10 protein-coding genes are annotated in these 16,355 nt (G+C 63.6%); all 10 read left to right on the plus strand.

Annotation, left to right across the window (positions count from 1 at the left end; translation table 11 throughout):
- The first annotated feature begins 186 nt into the window (after nt 1-186).
- The 10 genes from I6F09_RS21945 to I6F09_RS21990 all read left to right on the plus strand — a co-directional run bounded on the left by I6F09_RS21945 (nt 187) and on the right by I6F09_RS21990 (nt 16,322).
- A complete protein-coding gene (locus tag I6F09_RS21945) occupies nt 187-1,878 on the plus strand; it encodes a peptide ABC transporter substrate-binding protein (RefSeq protein ID WP_225189023.1) in 1,692 nt (563 codons plus the stop codon).
- 27 nt (nt 1,879-1,905) lie between these two features.
- Entirely contained in the window at nt 1,906-2,856 is a 951-nt protein-coding gene (locus I6F09_RS21950) for an ABC transporter permease (RefSeq protein WP_036013130.1), read from the plus strand.
- A gap of 4 nt (nt 2,857-2,860) precedes the next feature.
- Complete coding sequence (locus tag I6F09_RS21955) at nt 2,861-3,736, plus strand: ABC transporter permease (protein ID WP_225189024.1); 876 nt, start codon at nt 2,861-2,863, stop codon at nt 3,734-3,736.
- Between the two features lie 52 nt (nt 3,737-3,788).
- Nucleotides 3,789-5,117, plus strand: coding sequence for an FAD-binding oxidoreductase (locus tag I6F09_RS21960; RefSeq protein ID WP_225112140.1), 1,329 nt, complete (start codon nt 3,789-3,791; stop codon nt 5,115-5,117).
- A 7-nt stretch (nt 5,118-5,124) separates the two neighbouring features.
- On the plus strand, nt 5,125-6,051 hold the full coding sequence (locus I6F09_RS21965; RefSeq protein ID WP_225189025.1) for a glyoxylate/hydroxypyruvate reductase A: 927 nt from the start codon (nt 5,125-5,127) through the stop codon (nt 6,049-6,051).
- A 9-nt stretch (nt 6,052-6,060) separates the two neighbouring features.
- Nucleotides 6,061-7,929, plus strand: coding sequence for an ABC transporter ATP-binding protein (locus I6F09_RS21970; protein WP_085972359.1), 1,869 nt, complete (start codon nt 6,061-6,063; stop codon nt 7,927-7,929).
- 442 nt (nt 7,930-8,371) lie between these two features.
- Nucleotides 8,372-8,887 carry a hypothetical protein gene (locus tag I6F09_RS21975; RefSeq protein WP_225189026.1) on the plus strand — a complete coding sequence of 172 codons (516 nt, stop codon included), beginning with the start codon at nt 8,372-8,374 and terminating at the stop codon, nt 8,885-8,887.
- A gap of 303 nt (nt 8,888-9,190) precedes the next feature.
- Nucleotides 9,191-12,520: an adenylate/guanylate cyclase domain-containing protein gene (locus I6F09_RS21980; RefSeq protein ID WP_225189027.1), complete on the plus strand. Its 3,330-nt coding sequence runs from the start codon at nt 9,191-9,193 to the stop codon at nt 12,518-12,520.
- Between the two features lie 316 nt (nt 12,521-12,836).
- A complete protein-coding gene (locus I6F09_RS21985; protein WP_225146884.1) occupies nt 12,837-14,117 on the plus strand; it encodes an HlyD family secretion protein in 1,281 nt (426 codons plus the stop codon).
- A gap of 12 nt (nt 14,118-14,129) precedes the next feature.
- Nucleotides 14,130-16,322 carry a glycosyltransferase gene (locus tag I6F09_RS21990; RefSeq protein ID WP_225189028.1) on the plus strand — a complete coding sequence of 731 codons (2,193 nt, stop codon included), beginning with the start codon at nt 14,130-14,132 and terminating at the stop codon, nt 16,320-16,322.
- Nucleotides 16,323-16,355 lie beyond the last annotated feature (33 nt).

Here is a 16,355-nt window from a genome sequence, read left to right on the forward strand (position 1 = left end):
ATCGAGCCCCGCGCCTTCAGTCAGAGTGAAAAGCTGGCGCATTCTAGCAATGCGATTGACAGCTGTATTTAGTCGTGATGAACTTTTGGGAGAAAAATTTAGAAGCACTAAAGCCCACTCCTGTCCCTTTGCCGGGGTCTCGGGGGCGCGGGAGACGGTGCCGCGTGCGGAAACGGAGAGTGGGTCATGGCGGACGACACCGGCAAGTTCGGCGTTGGGGCAGGACATCTCGGCATTCCGAATCGCCGTCAATTCTTCCAGCTCGGCGCGGGCGCGGCCGCAGGCTGGACGCTTTCAGGGAACGCTTCCGCGCAGACCGAACGTCCCACCAATCCGCCGGGCAAGCCGCGTGGCCAAGTGATTGCGGCGCTGTCGCAAGAGCCGACCGTCTTTCATCCCTTGATGCCGGGCATCGAGGTCGATCAGGGCATCTGGTGGCAGGTGTTCTCGCCGCTCTGGTACATCGAGCCCGATGGCAAGTTCGTCCCCGACCTCGCCCGCGAAGTCCCGACCATCGAGAATGGCGGCCTCTCCGCCGAAGGCCTGACCTGGAAGATCAAGCTGCGCAATAACGTGAAGTGGCACGACGGCACGCCGTTCACGGCGGAGGATGTCAAATTCTCCATCGAGCTGATCAACAATCCCGCATTCCGTGCGCGCAGCCGGGTCGGCCATAGCCTCGTCAAGGACATCACCGTCGTGGCGTCCGACGAGATCCACTGGCGAATGGAAGCGCCCTATTCGCCCTATATGTCGATCCTGGCGTCGTTCACCTTCATCGTGCCCAAGCACATCCTGGAGAAGGTGTCCGATCCGAATGCCTCACCGTTCCACAATGCGCCTGTCGGGACCGGCCCGTTTCGCTGGGGCGAGCGCGTGCCCGGCGACCATATCCAGCTGAACGCCCACACCGGCTATCATGGCAAGGGGCCGTACCTCGAACGCGTGGTCTTCAAATACATCCCTGATCTCACCGTGCTCTACACCCAGTTCCGCACCGGTCAGGTCGACTACACCGGCCTGCAAGGCATCCTGCCGAACTTCGTGCAGGAGGCAAAGACGCTGAAGGGCCGCAAGATCTTCGTCTCTTCGACCTCCTCGGTAGAGCATATCGCGCCGAACCTGGATTTTGGCCCTTTCACTGATCGTGCCGTGCGCGAGGCGCTCTATCTCGGCATCAACAAGCAGGCGATCATCGACGCGCTCTATTACGGTCTGCCGACGCAGACCGAGAGCTTCGTGCCGCAGCAGGCCTGGTCGTTCCAGCAGGGTCTGCCGCAGCACAAATACGATCCTGCCAAGGCCAACGCGCTGCTCGACGCCGCGGGCTGGGTTCGCGGCTCCGGCGGCATTCGCGAGAAGGGCGGCGTCAAGCTCGAATTCACCAACTCGACGACGGCGGGCAGTGCCGTGCGCGAACAGTGCCAGCAGCTCCTGATCCAGGACTGGCGGGCCATTGGCGCGGCGATGCGCGTCAGCAACATGCCGGCGGCCGTGATCTGGGGCGACTTCTGGCAGCAATCGAAGTTCAATTCAGTGATCGTCGGCGTGAACTTCATGCTGGGCAGCGACCCCGACGTGACGCCGCGCTTCGGCTCCGGCGCCATTCCCGCCAAGGGCGGCCGCGGCTTCAACACTTATCAATATCAAAGCGCGCAGGCCGACCGGCTGTTGTCTGAAGGCGCCAAGCAATTCGACCTGGCGCAACGCAAGGCCACCTATGGCGAGCTGCAAAAGCTGATCCGCAACGACCTCGCCATCCTGCCGCTGTTCCAGGGCTTCATCGCCGAGGGCATCAAGGAGGGGCTGCAAGGCTTCCGTCCCAACATCAACACCTCCATCAATTGCTGGAACATCCGCGAATGGTATTGGGCCTGATGTCTCGGGCTGGTCGGATCGCCTGAGATGGCCCGCTACGTCGTCAATCGCCTGGCGCAGGCGATCATGCTGCTGGTGATCGTCTCGGGGATCGGCTTCGCCATCCTGCATCTGGCGCCCGGCGGGCCGCTGTCGCAGTTTGCCGTCTCAAGCCAGATGACGCAGGAGGATCTCGACCGCGTCACCAGGCAGCTCGGCCTCGATCGTCCGCTGCTGGTCCAATATCTCGACTGGTTCGGCCGCATGGTGCGGGGTGATTGGGGCAAGTCGTATCGCGACGGCGAGGCGGTGCTGTCGGTGATCTCCTCGCATCTCGGCGCCACGCTGGAGCTGATGGCGACGGCGACCATCATCGCCGTGCTGCTCGGCTGCTGGATCGGCATCCTTGGCGCGCTACGCCGCTACTCGCTGTTCGATACGCTTGCCACCGTCGGCGCCATGATCGCGCTGTCGATCCCGACCTTCTGGTTCGGCCTCGTCACCATCTACGTCTTCTCGGTCAAGCTCGGCTGGTTGCCGGCGGGCAACCGGCACACCATTGGCGACGGCTCCTTCCTCGACCTGCTGCATCATCTGATCGCGCCGGCCATGGTGCTGGCGCTGGTCGAGACCGCGATGTGGGGCCGTTTCATGCGCTCCTCGATGCTCGAGGTCATCAACCAGGACTACATCCGCACTGCACGCGCCAAGGGCATGCCGGAATGGCGCATTCTCACGGTGCACGCGCTTCGCAACGCGCTGCTGCCGATGATCACGGTCGCCGGCCTGCAGTTTCCGACGCTGCTGGGCGGTGCGCTGGTGGCGGAGACCGTGTTCACCTGGCCGGGCATGGGCCGCCTGTTCCTGGATTCGATTGGTTACCGCGACTATCCCGTGGTGATGGGCATCTTGATGTTCTCGGCGACGATGGTGCTGATCGGCTCGCTGCTGGCAGACATCCTCTATGCCGTCGTCGATCCGCGCATCCGGGTGGGCTGAAGCGATGGCGACCGCAGCCCTCTCCACCGTTCAGCTCGCGCCCGGCCAGGCCGCGTGGCGGCGCTTTCGCCGGCATCGGTTGGCGCTCGCGGGCGCCTTGATCATCCTCGTGCTCGTGCTCGGTTCGACGTTCGGCCCCTACCTGCTGCCGTTCGACGACACCTACATCGACATCATGAAGCGGTTCGCGCCGCCGCTCTCCGGCGCGCATATTCTCGGCACCGACGAGCTCGGCCGCGACGTGCTGGCACGGTTGATGATGGGCGGGCGGGTCTCGCTCTCGATCGGCATCGTCGCGATGGTGATCGCGATGGCGGTCGGCATTGTCGTCGGCGCCTTTGCCGGGTTCTATGGCGGCGCGGTCGGCGCGGTGTTGATGCGGCTCGTCGACGCCGTGCTGTGCTTTCCGACCATCTTCCTGCTGCTGGCGCTCGCAGCGCTCACCGAGCCCGGCCTCGTCACCACCACCGTGCTGATCGCGGCGACGGCCTGGATGGCGGTCGCGCGCGTCGTCGAAGCCCAGGTGCGCTCGTTGCGCGAGCGGGAATTCGCGGTGGCCGCGCTCGCGTTCGGCTCCTCGAACCTGCGCATCATGTTCCGCGAGCTCGTGCCCAACGCGATCGCACCGATCGTCGTTGCCGCGACGCTCAACGTCGCCAAGGCGATCCTGCTCGAATCCTATGTCAGCTATCTCGGCTACGGCATCCAGCCGCCGGCGGCGAGCTGGGGCAACATGCTCAACAACGCGCAGATCTATCTAACCAGCGCGCCCTGGCTTGCGATCGCGCCGGGCGTCGCCATCACGCTCGCGGTGACCAGCTTCAACTTTCTCGGTGACGGCCTGCGCGACGCGCTCGATCCGCGCATGAACATCCCGTAACGCGCAAGACCTCTGACGCGCAAGACTTCGAACTGAACTCCAGGAGTGCCCCATGTCCCCGCCGCTCAACCGCATCAACAGCGACGAACGCCTGCCGGCGCAGGTAGATGTCGTCGTCATCGGCGGCGGCGTCATCGGCGTCTCGGCCGCCTATCATCTGGCGAAGAAGGGGCACTCCGTCGCGCTGGTCGAGAAGGGCCATGTCGGCGGCGAGCAGTCGAGCCGCAATTGGGGCTGGTGCCGCCAGCAAGGCCGCGCACGCGAGGAGATCCCGCTCGCGCGCGAGGCGCTGCTTCTGTGGGAGGACATGCAGAACGATGCCGGCGTCGATGCCGGCTTCCGGCGAACCGGGGTGTTGTTCCTGACCAAGAGCAAGGACGAACTCGCCAGCTGGGAGCGCTGGGCCGCGGTCGCGCGCGAGATGCAGGTTCACTCCACCGTGCTGACGCCGGCCGAGGTCGCCGAGCGCATGCCCGGCAACGCCGACACATGGGTCGGCGGCCTGCACACGCCGAGCGATGGCCGCGCCGAGCCGTCGATGGCCGTCCCTGCGCTCGCCACCGCCGCACGCAAGCACGGCGTCACCATCCACCAGGGCTGCGCCGCGCGCGGGCTGGAGACGATGGGCGGGAGGGTCAGCGCCGTCGTCACCGAGAAGGGCACCATCCGCACGCAATCCGTGCTGCTGGCGGGCGGCGCGTGGTCATCGCTGTTCTGCCGCCGCCACGGCATCGAGCTGCCGATCGGCCTCGTCAACGCCACCGCGTGCCGGACCACGCCGGGACCGGAGATCACCTCCGGCGCGCTCGGCACCGATTTCTACTGCATCCGCCGCCGCCTCGACGGCGGCTTCACGCTGGCGCTGCGCAACCGCGGCACGGTCGAGCTGTCGCCGGACCTGTTCCGTTACGCGCGCACGTTCTGGCCGACCTATCAGCATCGCAAGAACGGATTGAAGCTCTCGTTCGGCAAGTCGTTCTTCGATCAGCTCATGCGCGGCACCAGCTGGAGTTTCGACAAGCTATCGCCGTTCGAGGCCGAGCGCGTGCGCGATCCGGCGCCCGACATGTCGCTGGTCAACTCGGCGCTGGCGGCGCTGATCAAGTCGAATCCGGAATTGAAGGACATCGAGATCGCCGAAGCCTGGGGCGGCACCATCGACTGCACGCCCGATACGATACCGGTGATCTCACCGGTCGATGCGCTGCCGGGTTTCTTCCTCGCGACCGGCTTCTCCGGCCACGGTTTCGGCATCGGTCCCGCCGCCGGCAAGCTCGCCGCCGACCTCGTGACCGGCGCGACGCCGCTTGTCGATCCGGCCGCCTACAGCCACAAGCGCATGATCGACGGCCGCCGGCTCGCGCCAGTCAGCCCGTTCTGAGGGCGGCATGACGGTTCTCTACAAGGCCAATATGGTGCGCGGCGCCGAGTGGGCGCGCTTCTTCGCGGAGCGCGCGCCTGATGTGCCGTTCCGGCTCTGGCCCGACATCGGCGATCCCGCCGCGGTGCGTTATCTCGTGGCCTGGGTGCCGCCGGATGACATCACGACGACCTTTCCCAATCTCGAGCTGGTCTTCTCGGTGGGCGCGGGCGTCGATCAGTTCGACACCACGACAGTCCCGGCGCACATCCCGCTGGTCCGCATGCTGGAGCCCGGCATTGCCGAGACCATGGTCGAATACGTCACCATGGCCGTGCTTGCCCTGCATCGCGATCTCCTCGATTTCATTAGCCAGCAGAGGCAGCAGGTCTGGCGCGAGATCCGGATCACGCCGGCCAGGCGCCGGCACGTCGGCGTGATGGGGCTCGGCCAGCTCGGCCAGGCCGTGCTGGAACGGCTCAAGACGTTCGGCTTTCCGCTTCTTGGGTGGAATCGTTCGCCGCGCGAGATCGAAGGCGTCACCTGCTATGAGGGGGCCGATGCCTTGCCAGAATTTCTGGCGCAGGCCGACATTCTCGTCTGCCTGCTGCCGCTGACGGATCAAACGCGCAGCATTCTCAATGCCGAGCTGTTCGCGCGCCTGCCGCGCGGGGCAGGGCTCGTCAATGTCGGACGCGGCCCGCATCTCGTCGAGGCCGATCTCCTCGCAGCCCTCGACAGCGGCGCGCTATCAGGTGCGGTGCTCGACGTCACCGATCCCGAGCCGCTGCCGGTAGGCCACCCGTTCTGGAGCCATCCGCGTATCCTGCTGACGCCGCACAACGCCAGCATGACCACGCCCGACACGGCCGTCGATTTCGTGCTCGACGTCATCGCGCGTCACCGCCGCGGCGAGGAGCTGCCGGGGCTGGTCGATCGCAGGCGGGGCTATTAGGGCAATCGCATGAGCATCGACAGAAGAAGATCTGATCAGGCCGTTGCCGAAGCACAGTCCTCCGTGCTTTCGGTCTCCGGCCTCACCACCTCCTTCATGCTCGAGCGGCAATGGATTCCCGTCGTTCGCAAGGTCTCGTTCGACATCGCAGCCCGCGAAACCGTCGCGATCGTCGGCGAGTCCGGCTCGGGCAAGAGCGTCACCGCGCTGTCGATCATGCGGCTCATTCCGAGCGAGATCGGCCGGGTCGAGGGCCGCGTCATGCTGGCGGGGCGCGATCTGCTCGCGCTGCCCGAGGCTGATATGAAGGATATCCGCGGCAATGACGTCGCCATGATCTTCCAGGAGCCGATGACGAGCCTCAATCCGGTGCTCACCATCGGCTTCCAGATCGCGGAGGCGCTGATCCAGCATCGCGGCCTGTCGCGCGCGGCGGCGGAGGCGGAGACCGTCCGCCTGCTCGATCGCGTCCGCATCCCTGCGGCGGCGTCGCGCTTCCACGAGCACCCGCATCGCTTCTCCGGCGGCATGCGCCAGCGCGTGATGATCGCGATGGCGCTGGCCTGCAAGCCGAAGCTTCTGATCGCGGACGAGCCGACCACCGCGCTCGACGTCACCATCCAGGCCCAGATCCTGGAACTGCTCAAAGAACTTCAGCAGGAGGAGGGCATGTCGATCCTCTTCATCACCCACGACATGGGCGTGGTCGCCGAGATCGCGGACCGCACCGTGGTGATGTATGGCGGGCAGGCGGTGGAGACGGACGCCACCGCGCGCATTTTTGCTGCGCCTGCGGATCCCTATACGCGCGCGCTGCTCGCGGCGGTGCCGCGGCTCGGCTCGATGGACGGGCGGATGCGGCCGATGCGGTTTCCGATCGTCGACAAGGTGACGGGCACGTCGGACGAGCCGGCCGAGACGCCCGATACCGTCTCGCCCGCCGAGCGGCCTCTGCTGGAAGTCTCAAACCTCACGACGCGCTTTCCGATCCGCTCGGGCCTGTTCGGCAAGGTCTCGGGCCGCGTCCATGCGGTCGAGAACGTCTCCTTCACCTTGCGCGCCGGCGAGACGCTGGCGCTGGTCGGCGAATCCGGCTGCGGCAAGTCGACCACCGGCCGCTCCATCCTGAAGCTGACGCAGCCGGACAGCGGCACCGTCCTGATCGACGGCCAGGATGTGCTGGCCATGAACGGCCGGGCTTTGCGCGATGTCCGCAAGCACATGCAGATCGTGTTTCAGGATCCGTTCGCGAGCCTCAATCCGCGCATGTCGGTGGGAACGGCGATCGCTGCGCCTTTGCTTGCCAACGGACTGGCAACGGCGTCGCAGGCGCGCGACAAGGTCGCCGACCTGCTCGTCCGCGTCGGCCTCTCCGCTGACATGGCCGCGCGCTTCCCGCACGAATTCTCCGGCGGCCAGCGGCAGCGCATCTGCATCGCGCGCGCGCTCGCGCTCGGGCCGAAGCTGATCGTCGCCGACGAAGCTGTCTCCGCGCTCGACGTCTCGGTGAAGGCGCAGGTCGTGAACCTGATGCTCGACCTCCAGGCCAGCATGGGCCTCGCCTATCTCTTTATTTCCCACGACATCGCCGTGGTCGAGCGCATGAGCCACCGCGTCGCCGTGATGTTTCTCGGCGAGATCGTCGAGATCGGCCCGCGCGCGTCGGTGTTCGGCAACCCCCAGCACCCCTACACCAAAAAGCTGATGGCCGCCGTGCCGGTGCCCGATCCGTCACGCCGCGGCACGCCGCGTCCAACCTCCAACGACGAGATCAGAAGCCCGGTCCGCGCGCCGGATTATCAGCCCCCCGTGCGGCGCTATCGCGAAGTGTCGCCCGGTCACGTCGTGCAGATGTGGGGCGAGGAATGGTCGGCCTGAGGCTGCGAGCTTCACGAAACCAAGCGCGTATCTTTGATTTCGGCCAGACGCGGGCAGCGTGCTGACCAACCGCGCGTTGCAGATCCAGCATGTTCGCCGTCCGTTATCGCGAAATGAGATGCGTCCTTCGGAAATTGTGACCGAATAGAGCGACAGGGAGGACCGTGTGTGAACCGCTTCATACGCGCTCGCTCTCTTTCTGAATTACCACTCTCGCAACGAAAATTGCCGCACCCGGATCATTTGAAACACGGGTGAGATGCAATGCCTGCGCAGCCACATGCTCGCAGCTTTGGATTGGTTCCGTCTCGCTCACGAGCAAAGCCAGTCCCATCACTCAGCAAAGATTCTTCAGAAATTGGAATGAAAGGGCATCGCGCAACTCACGCAGCTTCTGTTCGGGGTCGGCCGGTAGGCTGCTACTTACTCAGAAGGAGCTCCTATGAAGATAAGCAGCGCAATTTTCAGCGCCTTTTCTGCAACAAGGCGCGTCGGCAATCTTCGGATCGCCCGTTCAAGTCTGATCAAATCGGCTCATCTTCTTGAAAGAATCGGGCTGGCCGCCGTTGGTGCATCTGGCGGCCTCTATGTTGGGGCGGCCCTGTTACGTCAGAAAGCCGGACTATTCGAAAGCGGCTGGATCGTCCTGATAACAATGCTCTACGGAGCTGTCGGCTATTACGTCGGAATTGATATGGCTGGCCATGGCGCACAGAGGTCGACATCGAGCATCTCGGAAGAATGGAACGGTTCCGAGCCGGTCGAGATTATGAGTGCGGCTGGCACGTTCGGTGCGGCAATCGCTGCGACTCTGTCCGTCAGCATTCTTGTCCTTGATCAAAATCTGCCTAACGGCCTGATCGGCTTTGTTGCCGGCTGCTGGGTAATCGGTTCTTCGCTCCAGGTTGCGGCGGGCACGATGGCTCGCAGCTATGAAGCGCCTGTCAGCGAGCAATGAAGGAGCTCCGGTCGCGGATAACAATCCGCTCGGCACAAGCCGCAGTGTTGGTTCGGTTCCGGTTCGAAACGAGCGCGACGACTCTTCGCAACCTCTGCCGTCCAATGCTGCGCGCTAACGATGTTTGGTAGCAAAGCCGTTCGCATCGAGCAGTGTCACCGCTTGAAAGCGATATCGGCATTGAGAAACCCAGGTTATCGCGCAACAAACAAGACGTGCCATCATGGTGGTGTTGGTATATTGTTCCCGTGCGCCGTGGTCCAAAACTTCTGCTAACTGCTAACCACACGATCGGTGGAGCCAATGCAGATTGCGGAGTGGCTCGAGAAGCTGGGGCTTGCGCAATACGCGGAGCGCTTTGCCCAAAATGGGATCGACATAGGCGTCCTTCCCGAACTGATGGATGAGGACTTCGATAAGCTCGGAGTCCTGCTCGGCCATCGCCGCAAGATGCTGCGTGCTATCGCTGACCTCGATCCGGCCGCGTTGATCGCATCTCCCGCTCGTCCTCAGGACGCCGAGCGGCGTCACCTCACGGTCATGTTTTGCGATCTGGTCGGCTCGACTGCGCTCTCGGCGCGTCTGGACCCCGAGGATATGTGGGAGGTGATCCGGGCCTATCGCGCTGCCTGCGCGAGCGTGGTTGCTGCTTATGATGGCAGGATAGCCAGATTCGTCGGCGACGGAATACTCGTCTATTTCGGCTATCCGCGCGCCCACGAAGATGATGCCGAGCGCGCGGTGCGCGCCGGCCTCGACATGATCTCCGCGATACGCCAGCTCAAGACAGGGACCGACGAACGAGCTGAACTGCGGATCGCAATTGCGACCGGACTTGTGGTGGTCGGCGACCTCATCAGCGGAGATGCGTCGGAGGAGCACGCAACCATCGGCGACACACCAAACCTCGCCGCCCGGCTCCAGAGCCTGGCGGAGCCGGGGGTCGTCGTCGTTGCTTCATCGACGCGCCGGCTGCTTGGCGATCTGTTCTCCCTGCGCAATCTCGGCCGTCGGGAGGTCAAGGGAATGGCAGACCCCATCGCGGTCTGGGCGGTGGAAGGCGTGACCGCATCCGAGAGTCGCTTCGAGGCAGTCCGTGCCGCGCGCTCGATCGGCTTTGTCGGCCGCAAGAACGAGATCGAGTTCATCCTCTCGCGCCAGCGGGAGGCATGGCAGGGGCGGCGCCAGTTCGTATTGATTTCCGGCGAAGCGGGCATCGGCAAGTCCCGTATTGTGGCAACGCTGTCGGAAAGCCCCTCGTTGGGGTTGCACCGTCGCGTGCGATATCAGTGTTCGCCTTACCACACCAATAGTGCGCTTCATCCCTTCGTCGCGCAGCTCGAGCGCGCCGCCGGAATTCGCTCGCACGACACGGCGGATCAAAAACTCGACAAGCTCGAGGCAATGCTCGCAATAGGAACCCAGCAGGTCGCCCGGGCAACACCGCTCATTGCGGCTCTGCTTTCGATTCCCACCGGCGACCATTGCCCGCCCCTCGGCTTGAGCCCGGCGCAGCAGCGGCGGCAGACTTTTGCCGCCCTTCTCGATCAGCTTGAGGGACTGGCGCGAGGCCAGCCGCTGCTGATCATCTGCGAGGATATGCATTGGGCCGATGCCACGACACTTGAACTGTTCGATCTCGCGGTCGATCGGATCAGGGGACTGCCGATACTCGTGCTCTTGACGTCCCGGCCGGAGTTCGAGCCCTCCTGGTCGGGCCTTGCCAACGTCAGTCTGTTGCGGCTCGACCGGCTCGATCGGCAGGACACGCGCGCGCTCGTCGAGCAGATTGTCGTCGGTCGCCAGCTGCCACGCGAGATGATGGAGCAGATCATCGACAAGACCGATGGCATTCCGCTATTCGTCGAGGAATTGACCAAGATGGTGCTGGAGTCCGGGCTGCTCGTTGAGGATGCCGGGCGCTACCGCCTGAATAATCCGCTGCCGCCGCTTGCTATCCCTGCGACGCTGCAGGATTCGCTGATGGCGCGGCTTGATCGGCTCGCTCCGGTCAAGGAGGTGGCCCAGATAGGAGCCGCCATTGGCCGCGACTTCTCGTACGCGCTGCTGAAAACCGTGGCGGGACGCGACGATCTGACGCTGGGCGCGGCGCTGGGACAACTTGAAGAGGCCGAACTGCTGCTGCGTCGTGGGACACCGCCCGAAGCAAATTACAGTTTCAAGCATGCCCTTGTTCAAGAAGCGGCCTACGAGAGCCTGCTCAAGAGCAAACGGCAGGTGCTTCACACACGGATTGGCGATGTCCTGCGCGACAAGTTTCCAATCGTCGCCGAGACCGAGCCGGAAGTTCTCGCGCACCACTTCACCGAGGCGGGGCTGAGCGAGATCGCCCTCGAATGGTGGCGCAAGGCGGGCCAGCAGGCGTTGAAACGCTCGGCCTATTCCGAGGCGATCGCGCATCTCGGCAAGGCCATCGCGATCGCCGATCAATTGCCTGGCGAGCCCCACCGGATGATGAGCAGGCTGCATCTTCAAATCGCATATGGCCGTGCCTTGCGGGGCAGCCTCGGCCACAGTGCTCCGGAAACGGTCGCCGCATGGACGCGCGCGCGACAATTCGGAACCGGTATCGATGATCCCGTTGAACTTGCGCCGGTCCATTCCGGCCTCTTCAATGCCTGCCTGACCCATGGCGAACTTGCTCCGATGCGGGAGCTGGCGGATGCCATCAGGAGCGCCGCTGAGCGACGGCCGGACTCGCCGGTGGCCGCCGTCGTGGCCCATTGGACTGGGGGCGTGACCTGCTGGTTCGCCGGCGAGTATTTGAACGCGCGTACGCATCTTGAGCGGGCGCTGGCGATCTATCGGGCCGAACCGAATCCCGCGACCTTCAGGGCTTCGGCGCTGGATCTCCCGTTCGTGATCATGCGATTTCTCGCTTTGGTGCTCTGGCCGCTTGGCGACATCGCTCGTGCGCGCAAGCTCGCCGCGGAAGCGGTGGGTACTCCGGGAGAAAAACGGGCGCTGTCCCAGGCCAATGCGCTGGTTCATCGCGCGGTGTTCGACGGAGTATGCGGGGGCATGTTGCAGCAGACAGAAACGATCCTGGCGCTCGGTCTCGCGCGCGACCACACGATGCCGCTGTACGTGGCCGCCGGCACCTACCTGAACGGCCTCGCCAAGTGGCGTGCGGGAGACCGAATGACCGGACTGGCGGACATGCGTCACGGCTGGACCTTCCTGCACGAGAACGATTGCTACCTCTGCGAACCGTTCTGGGGGATGCATGTCGCCCTGGCGATTGCAGATTTAGGCGACGTCGAGACCGGGCTGGAAATCCTGGACGAATTGATCGCCGGGACGGGACAATCCGGCCAGCATTGGCTTGATGCCGAGCTGCATCGTGTCCGCGGTAAACTCTTATCGCGCCATAATCCTTCGGACGAATCCAGTGCCGAAGACGCCCTCAAGCGGGCGCTGGACATCGCACAACATCAGCAGACCAAGACCTTTGAGCTGCGCAGCGCTCTTGAACTTGCACGCCTGTACAAGACAAATGGCCGAGCGCGTACGCTATCCGAAGTGCTTGCGCCCGTGGTCGCTCAATTCGAGGCGGAGCATGGTCTTCCCGAATTCGCGGAAGCGAAAGAGCTGCTTAGGAATGGGCGTTAGCCGCGCCGCCATTCGATCAGTACAAGCGCCGCGCCGACTTCAAGCCAGAATAGGTCGGCATCTTGTTCTCGATTCCCGAGCCGTAGTTCTCCGGTTTTGACACGTCTTAACCTGCTGTGGTGAAAGCTAGATATGCTTCTCGTGGTTGCGAGGGGGAGTCTGCTGCGGCGGCGAATCCTGATTTCGGCAAGCAGCTGTTGTCGGATTGCTCATTGTCTCAAGGCGCAGGCTTCATGCCAACACCTGGGCCATGCGGTGATAGGCTTGCCTTCGCAAGGGCAGGCGGAGCGACCAAAGCCCATTTGGAGATCCAGTCGTGGTTCGCCTGCATGTCGAACGTTTCATTCGCAGCCGGATCGCTCGGCGGTCCCTGGCGCTCGGGATCATCGCTCTCAGCGGATGGGCCCTGTTGCCGTATGTGACCTACCGAATCGCGCCCTCCGCCTATGTCAATGCCGAGCTCATGCGGGTGACTGCGCCGATGGCGGGTCAGCTCTCGTCAGATCTTCCCCGCAAGGGCGAATATTTCGAGCACACCCGGATGGTGCCGCTGGTCGAGGCGCGTTCGCCGGATCGCCGGCACCTCATGGACCTTGATCAGCAGCTGGCCATGTCCACCAAACGCGCCGAGCTCGCACGCCGGCAACTCGAGGAAATCGCCGAGCTCGATCGCAAGCTCCGCGAGCGAAGCGAGGACTATCGTTCGGGGATGGTAGCGCGCCTGCGCCACGAGATAGGTGAAACGGAAGTTGAAAAAGGCGGCTGTCTCGCTGAGGCGCGGCAGCGGAACGATGTCGCGGGCCGGATGGAGAGGCTCGTGAAGCTCGGCATCAGTTCGCAGATCCGCTCCGGTGAGGCCCAGGCCTCGCAGGAGGCAACCGCAACGCGGTGCCAGATGGCCGATGAACGCCTGCGGCGCCTCAAGACGGAATTGGGGGCGGCCGACAAGGGCATTTATCTTCGTGGCGATGCCAACGACGTGCCCTATTCTCAGCAGCAGCGCGAGCGGCTTGTCCTCCGCCGCCAGGAGCTCGAGACAGACCTGTTGCAGAACAGCTCACGTGCCGCGCAGTTGGCCGCGGAAATTGCAGAGGAACGCACTCGACTTGATCGTCTCGATCACTACGATCTGTCCTTGCCCGCAGCCCATGTGGTCTGGTCGGTCGCGGCCAGCCCGGGCTCGATGGTCACGGAAGGGCAGTCGGTCTTCGATTTCGCAGATTGCAAACGCCGGTTTATCGTCGTTGAACTACCCGAGCGCGATTTCGAGAAGATCAAGGCCGGAGATGCGGCTACCGTCCGTCTGATTGGGAGTCGCGAATGGAAGAGCGGCCAGATCCGGCAGGTCCGCGGATCGGCCGCGTACGGCGATGATCGGCTGCTTGCGGCTCGGGTGCCGCGGCCTGATCCGGGCAACATTACCATTGAGATTTCGCTTCCGCCCAATGAGACGTCGGCCGACCGCAACGGCTCCTGCGATATCGGACGATTGGCTGAGGTGCGCTTCGAGCGCAGAGCCGACGGCCTGCTACGATTGGTCAGCTCGAAGTTGAAATGGCTGACCGCTCGCCTGGAACTCGACCAATCGCCCCTGTGAGCGAGATGGTCCATGCAAGCCATGACTCTGCCTCTCTCTCAGCTGTTCGCGCCGATGCTGGGCATCTTTGCTGCGATGTATCTGTTGGCGCCGACCTTTCCGGTCGCGCGCCCTTGGGCGCGTCTTGCGGTCTTTGTTGTGGTTTGGCTTGTGGTGGCCCACTATCTCGAATGGCGTATTTTCAGCACCGTGCTCCCGGCAAGCGGGACCTGGTATCAGGTCGGCTGGATCTGGTTCTGTCTGTTCGTCGAGCTTCTGACTTTCACAGATCAGTTCATTCTCTATCTGACGTTCCTTCGCAGGACCGATCGCCGAAGCGAAGCAGATCAGCACGAGCGTCGGCTTCGCAGCCTGCCGGATGATGAGCTGCCCTCGGTCGACGTCTTTATTCCGACCTACGACGAGCCATTCGAGGTGCTGGAAAAGACGATCACCGGCGCGCTGTGCCTGGACTATCCGAACGTCCAGGTGTGGGTCTTGGATGATGGTCGCAGGCCTTGGCTCAGGGCACTCTGCACGCAAAAGGGCGCCGGCTATCTCACGCGCGCCGACAATTTGAATGCCAAGGCCGGCAATATCAATCATGCCCTGACCAAGACGAGCGGCGAGTTCTTCGCGATCTTTGATGCGGATTTCGTGCCGCAGCGCAATTTCCTGATGCGCACGATGGGCTTCTTCGCTGATCCAAAGGTCGGAATCGTTCAGATCCCGCACGCCTTCTACAATGAGGACCCGATGCAGGCGAATCTCGGCCTGCACAGGGGATTGCCGGACGAGCAACGGTTCTTCTTCGATTCCATCATGCCCGCGCGCGACGGCTGGGATGGTGCCTTTTGTTGTGGTTCCAACTCCGTCACGCGTCGCGCAGCACTCCGCGCGGTAGGCGATGCCTTGCCGACCCAGTCCATTACGGAAGACATCCTGCTGACGCTCGTCCTGCTGCGCAAGGGATACGTCACCCGCTATCTCTGCGAACCGCTGGCGATTGGACTGGCGCCGGAAAGCCTTGATGCCTTTTTCGTGCAGCGGCAACGCTGGGCGCGTGGCGCGATTCAGACGCTGTACCTCGCCGCCGGTCCGCTCGGCCCCGGACTGGGCTTGATGCATCGGCTCCTCTTCTTTCCGACGCATTGGCTCTCATTGGGCTTGCGGGCGCTCATGGTCGTGGTGGTTCCGATCGTGTTCATGTGGACCGGCTTGGCGCCTGTCGTCGATGTCACCCCCGAATCGGTGTTCTACTACTTGTTCCCCGCGATCCTGGCGCTCAACGGCGGCATCTCCTGGTTCGCGCCGCACGTGCATTTTCCGCTCGCCGCTCAGGTGTCGGCGACGATCCAGAGCTTCAAGATATTGCCGACGGTGCTGGGGACTCTCGTCAAGCCGGCGGGACATGCGTTCAGGGTGACGCCGAAGGGGGCTGCCGCGCGGCGCGCAAGTTACGCTGCGGAGATATTCTGGCCGTCGGCGGTCTTGATGGCGTTGACGGTTGTCGGTGTGGTTCTGAACACGATCCCGGAATGGCGCATCATCGATCATCCGGCCGCTCTACCGATGGTCGCCTTCTGGTCGGTCGTGAACATCGTCGTGCTTTTCTTCGTCTGCATGACCTCGCTGCAGGCGCGGATGGGACGTACCGAGGAGCGTTTCGACATCGACGAAACTATCTTGATCCAGACCGTGACCGGCGAGCAGCTTTCTGGACGCGTGAGCAACATCTCCCTCTCTGGCGCCGGCGTTCTGCTTGGCTCCGGTATTGACTTTCCTCGCGCCGGAGAACCGCTGCGCGTGCACATCATGCAGGTCGGATGGGTCGATGCGGTGATTGCGCAACAAAGGGGCCGGCTCATCGGGGTGCAGTTCAAATTGCCGCAGTCGCTTGAACGAGACCTGCTGATCCGCAAGCTCTTTACCGTCGCCCGTCTGAAGCGGAAAGGTGTCGTCGCGTGCTCGGTGAATAGGGCGATGCTTAAGAACATCTGGTTGATGGCCGCACCGTTGCCCCACATTGTTGCAGGCGGCGCGAAGCCCGCGTCGGTCTCGCCGACCGAGCGTCTGCCGGCAGAGAGCATGGTCATTCGGCCTCAACCGCGGACAGACGATTTTGCACTTCTTGCCGGAGCTCGAAGCCTGCATCCGACGAGTTTTACTGAACCTGGCTTTGGCCGAGTGGCCGGCACAGTAATCGAAGCCGTCGCGCCGAGTTGATTGCTGTGTTGTCCTTCTCGCCGGACCAGTCCA

The organism is Bradyrhizobium sp. IC3195 (genome assembly GCF_020193585.1).
In the GTDB taxonomy this organism is placed as follows: domain Bacteria; phylum Pseudomonadota; class Alphaproteobacteria; order Rhizobiales; family Xanthobacteraceae; genus Bradyrhizobium; species Bradyrhizobium yuanmingense.

Excerpts from the sequence above, each read along its gene's own strand:
- I6F09_RS21945 (WP_225189023.1), top strand. The coding sequence starts at position 187 with ATGGCGGACGACACCGGCAAGTTCGGCGTTGGGGCAGGACATCTCGGC.
- I6F09_RS21950 (WP_036013130.1), top strand. The coding sequence starts at position 1,906 with ATGGCCCGCTACGTCGTCAATCGCCTGGCGCAGGCGATCATGCTGCTG.
- I6F09_RS21955 (WP_225189024.1), top strand. The coding sequence starts at position 2,861 with ATGGCGACCGCAGCCCTCTCCACCGTTCAGCTCGCGCCCGGCCAGGCC.
- I6F09_RS21960 (WP_225112140.1), top strand. The coding sequence starts at position 3,789 with ATGTCCCCGCCGCTCAACCGCATCAACAGCGACGAACGCCTGCCGGCG.
- I6F09_RS21965 (WP_225189025.1), top strand. The coding sequence starts at position 5,125 with ATGACGGTTCTCTACAAGGCCAATATGGTGCGCGGCGCCGAGTGGGCG.
- I6F09_RS21970 (WP_085972359.1), top strand. The coding sequence starts at position 6,061 with ATGAGCATCGACAGAAGAAGATCTGATCAGGCCGTTGCCGAAGCACAG.
- I6F09_RS21975 (WP_225189026.1), top strand. The coding sequence starts at position 8,372 with ATGAAGATAAGCAGCGCAATTTTCAGCGCCTTTTCTGCAACAAGGCGC.
- I6F09_RS21980 (WP_225189027.1), top strand. The coding sequence starts at position 9,191 with ATGCAGATTGCGGAGTGGCTCGAGAAGCTGGGGCTTGCGCAATACGCG.
- I6F09_RS21990 (WP_225189028.1), top strand. The coding sequence starts at position 14,130 with ATGCAAGCCATGACTCTGCCTCTCTCTCAGCTGTTCGCGCCGATGCTG.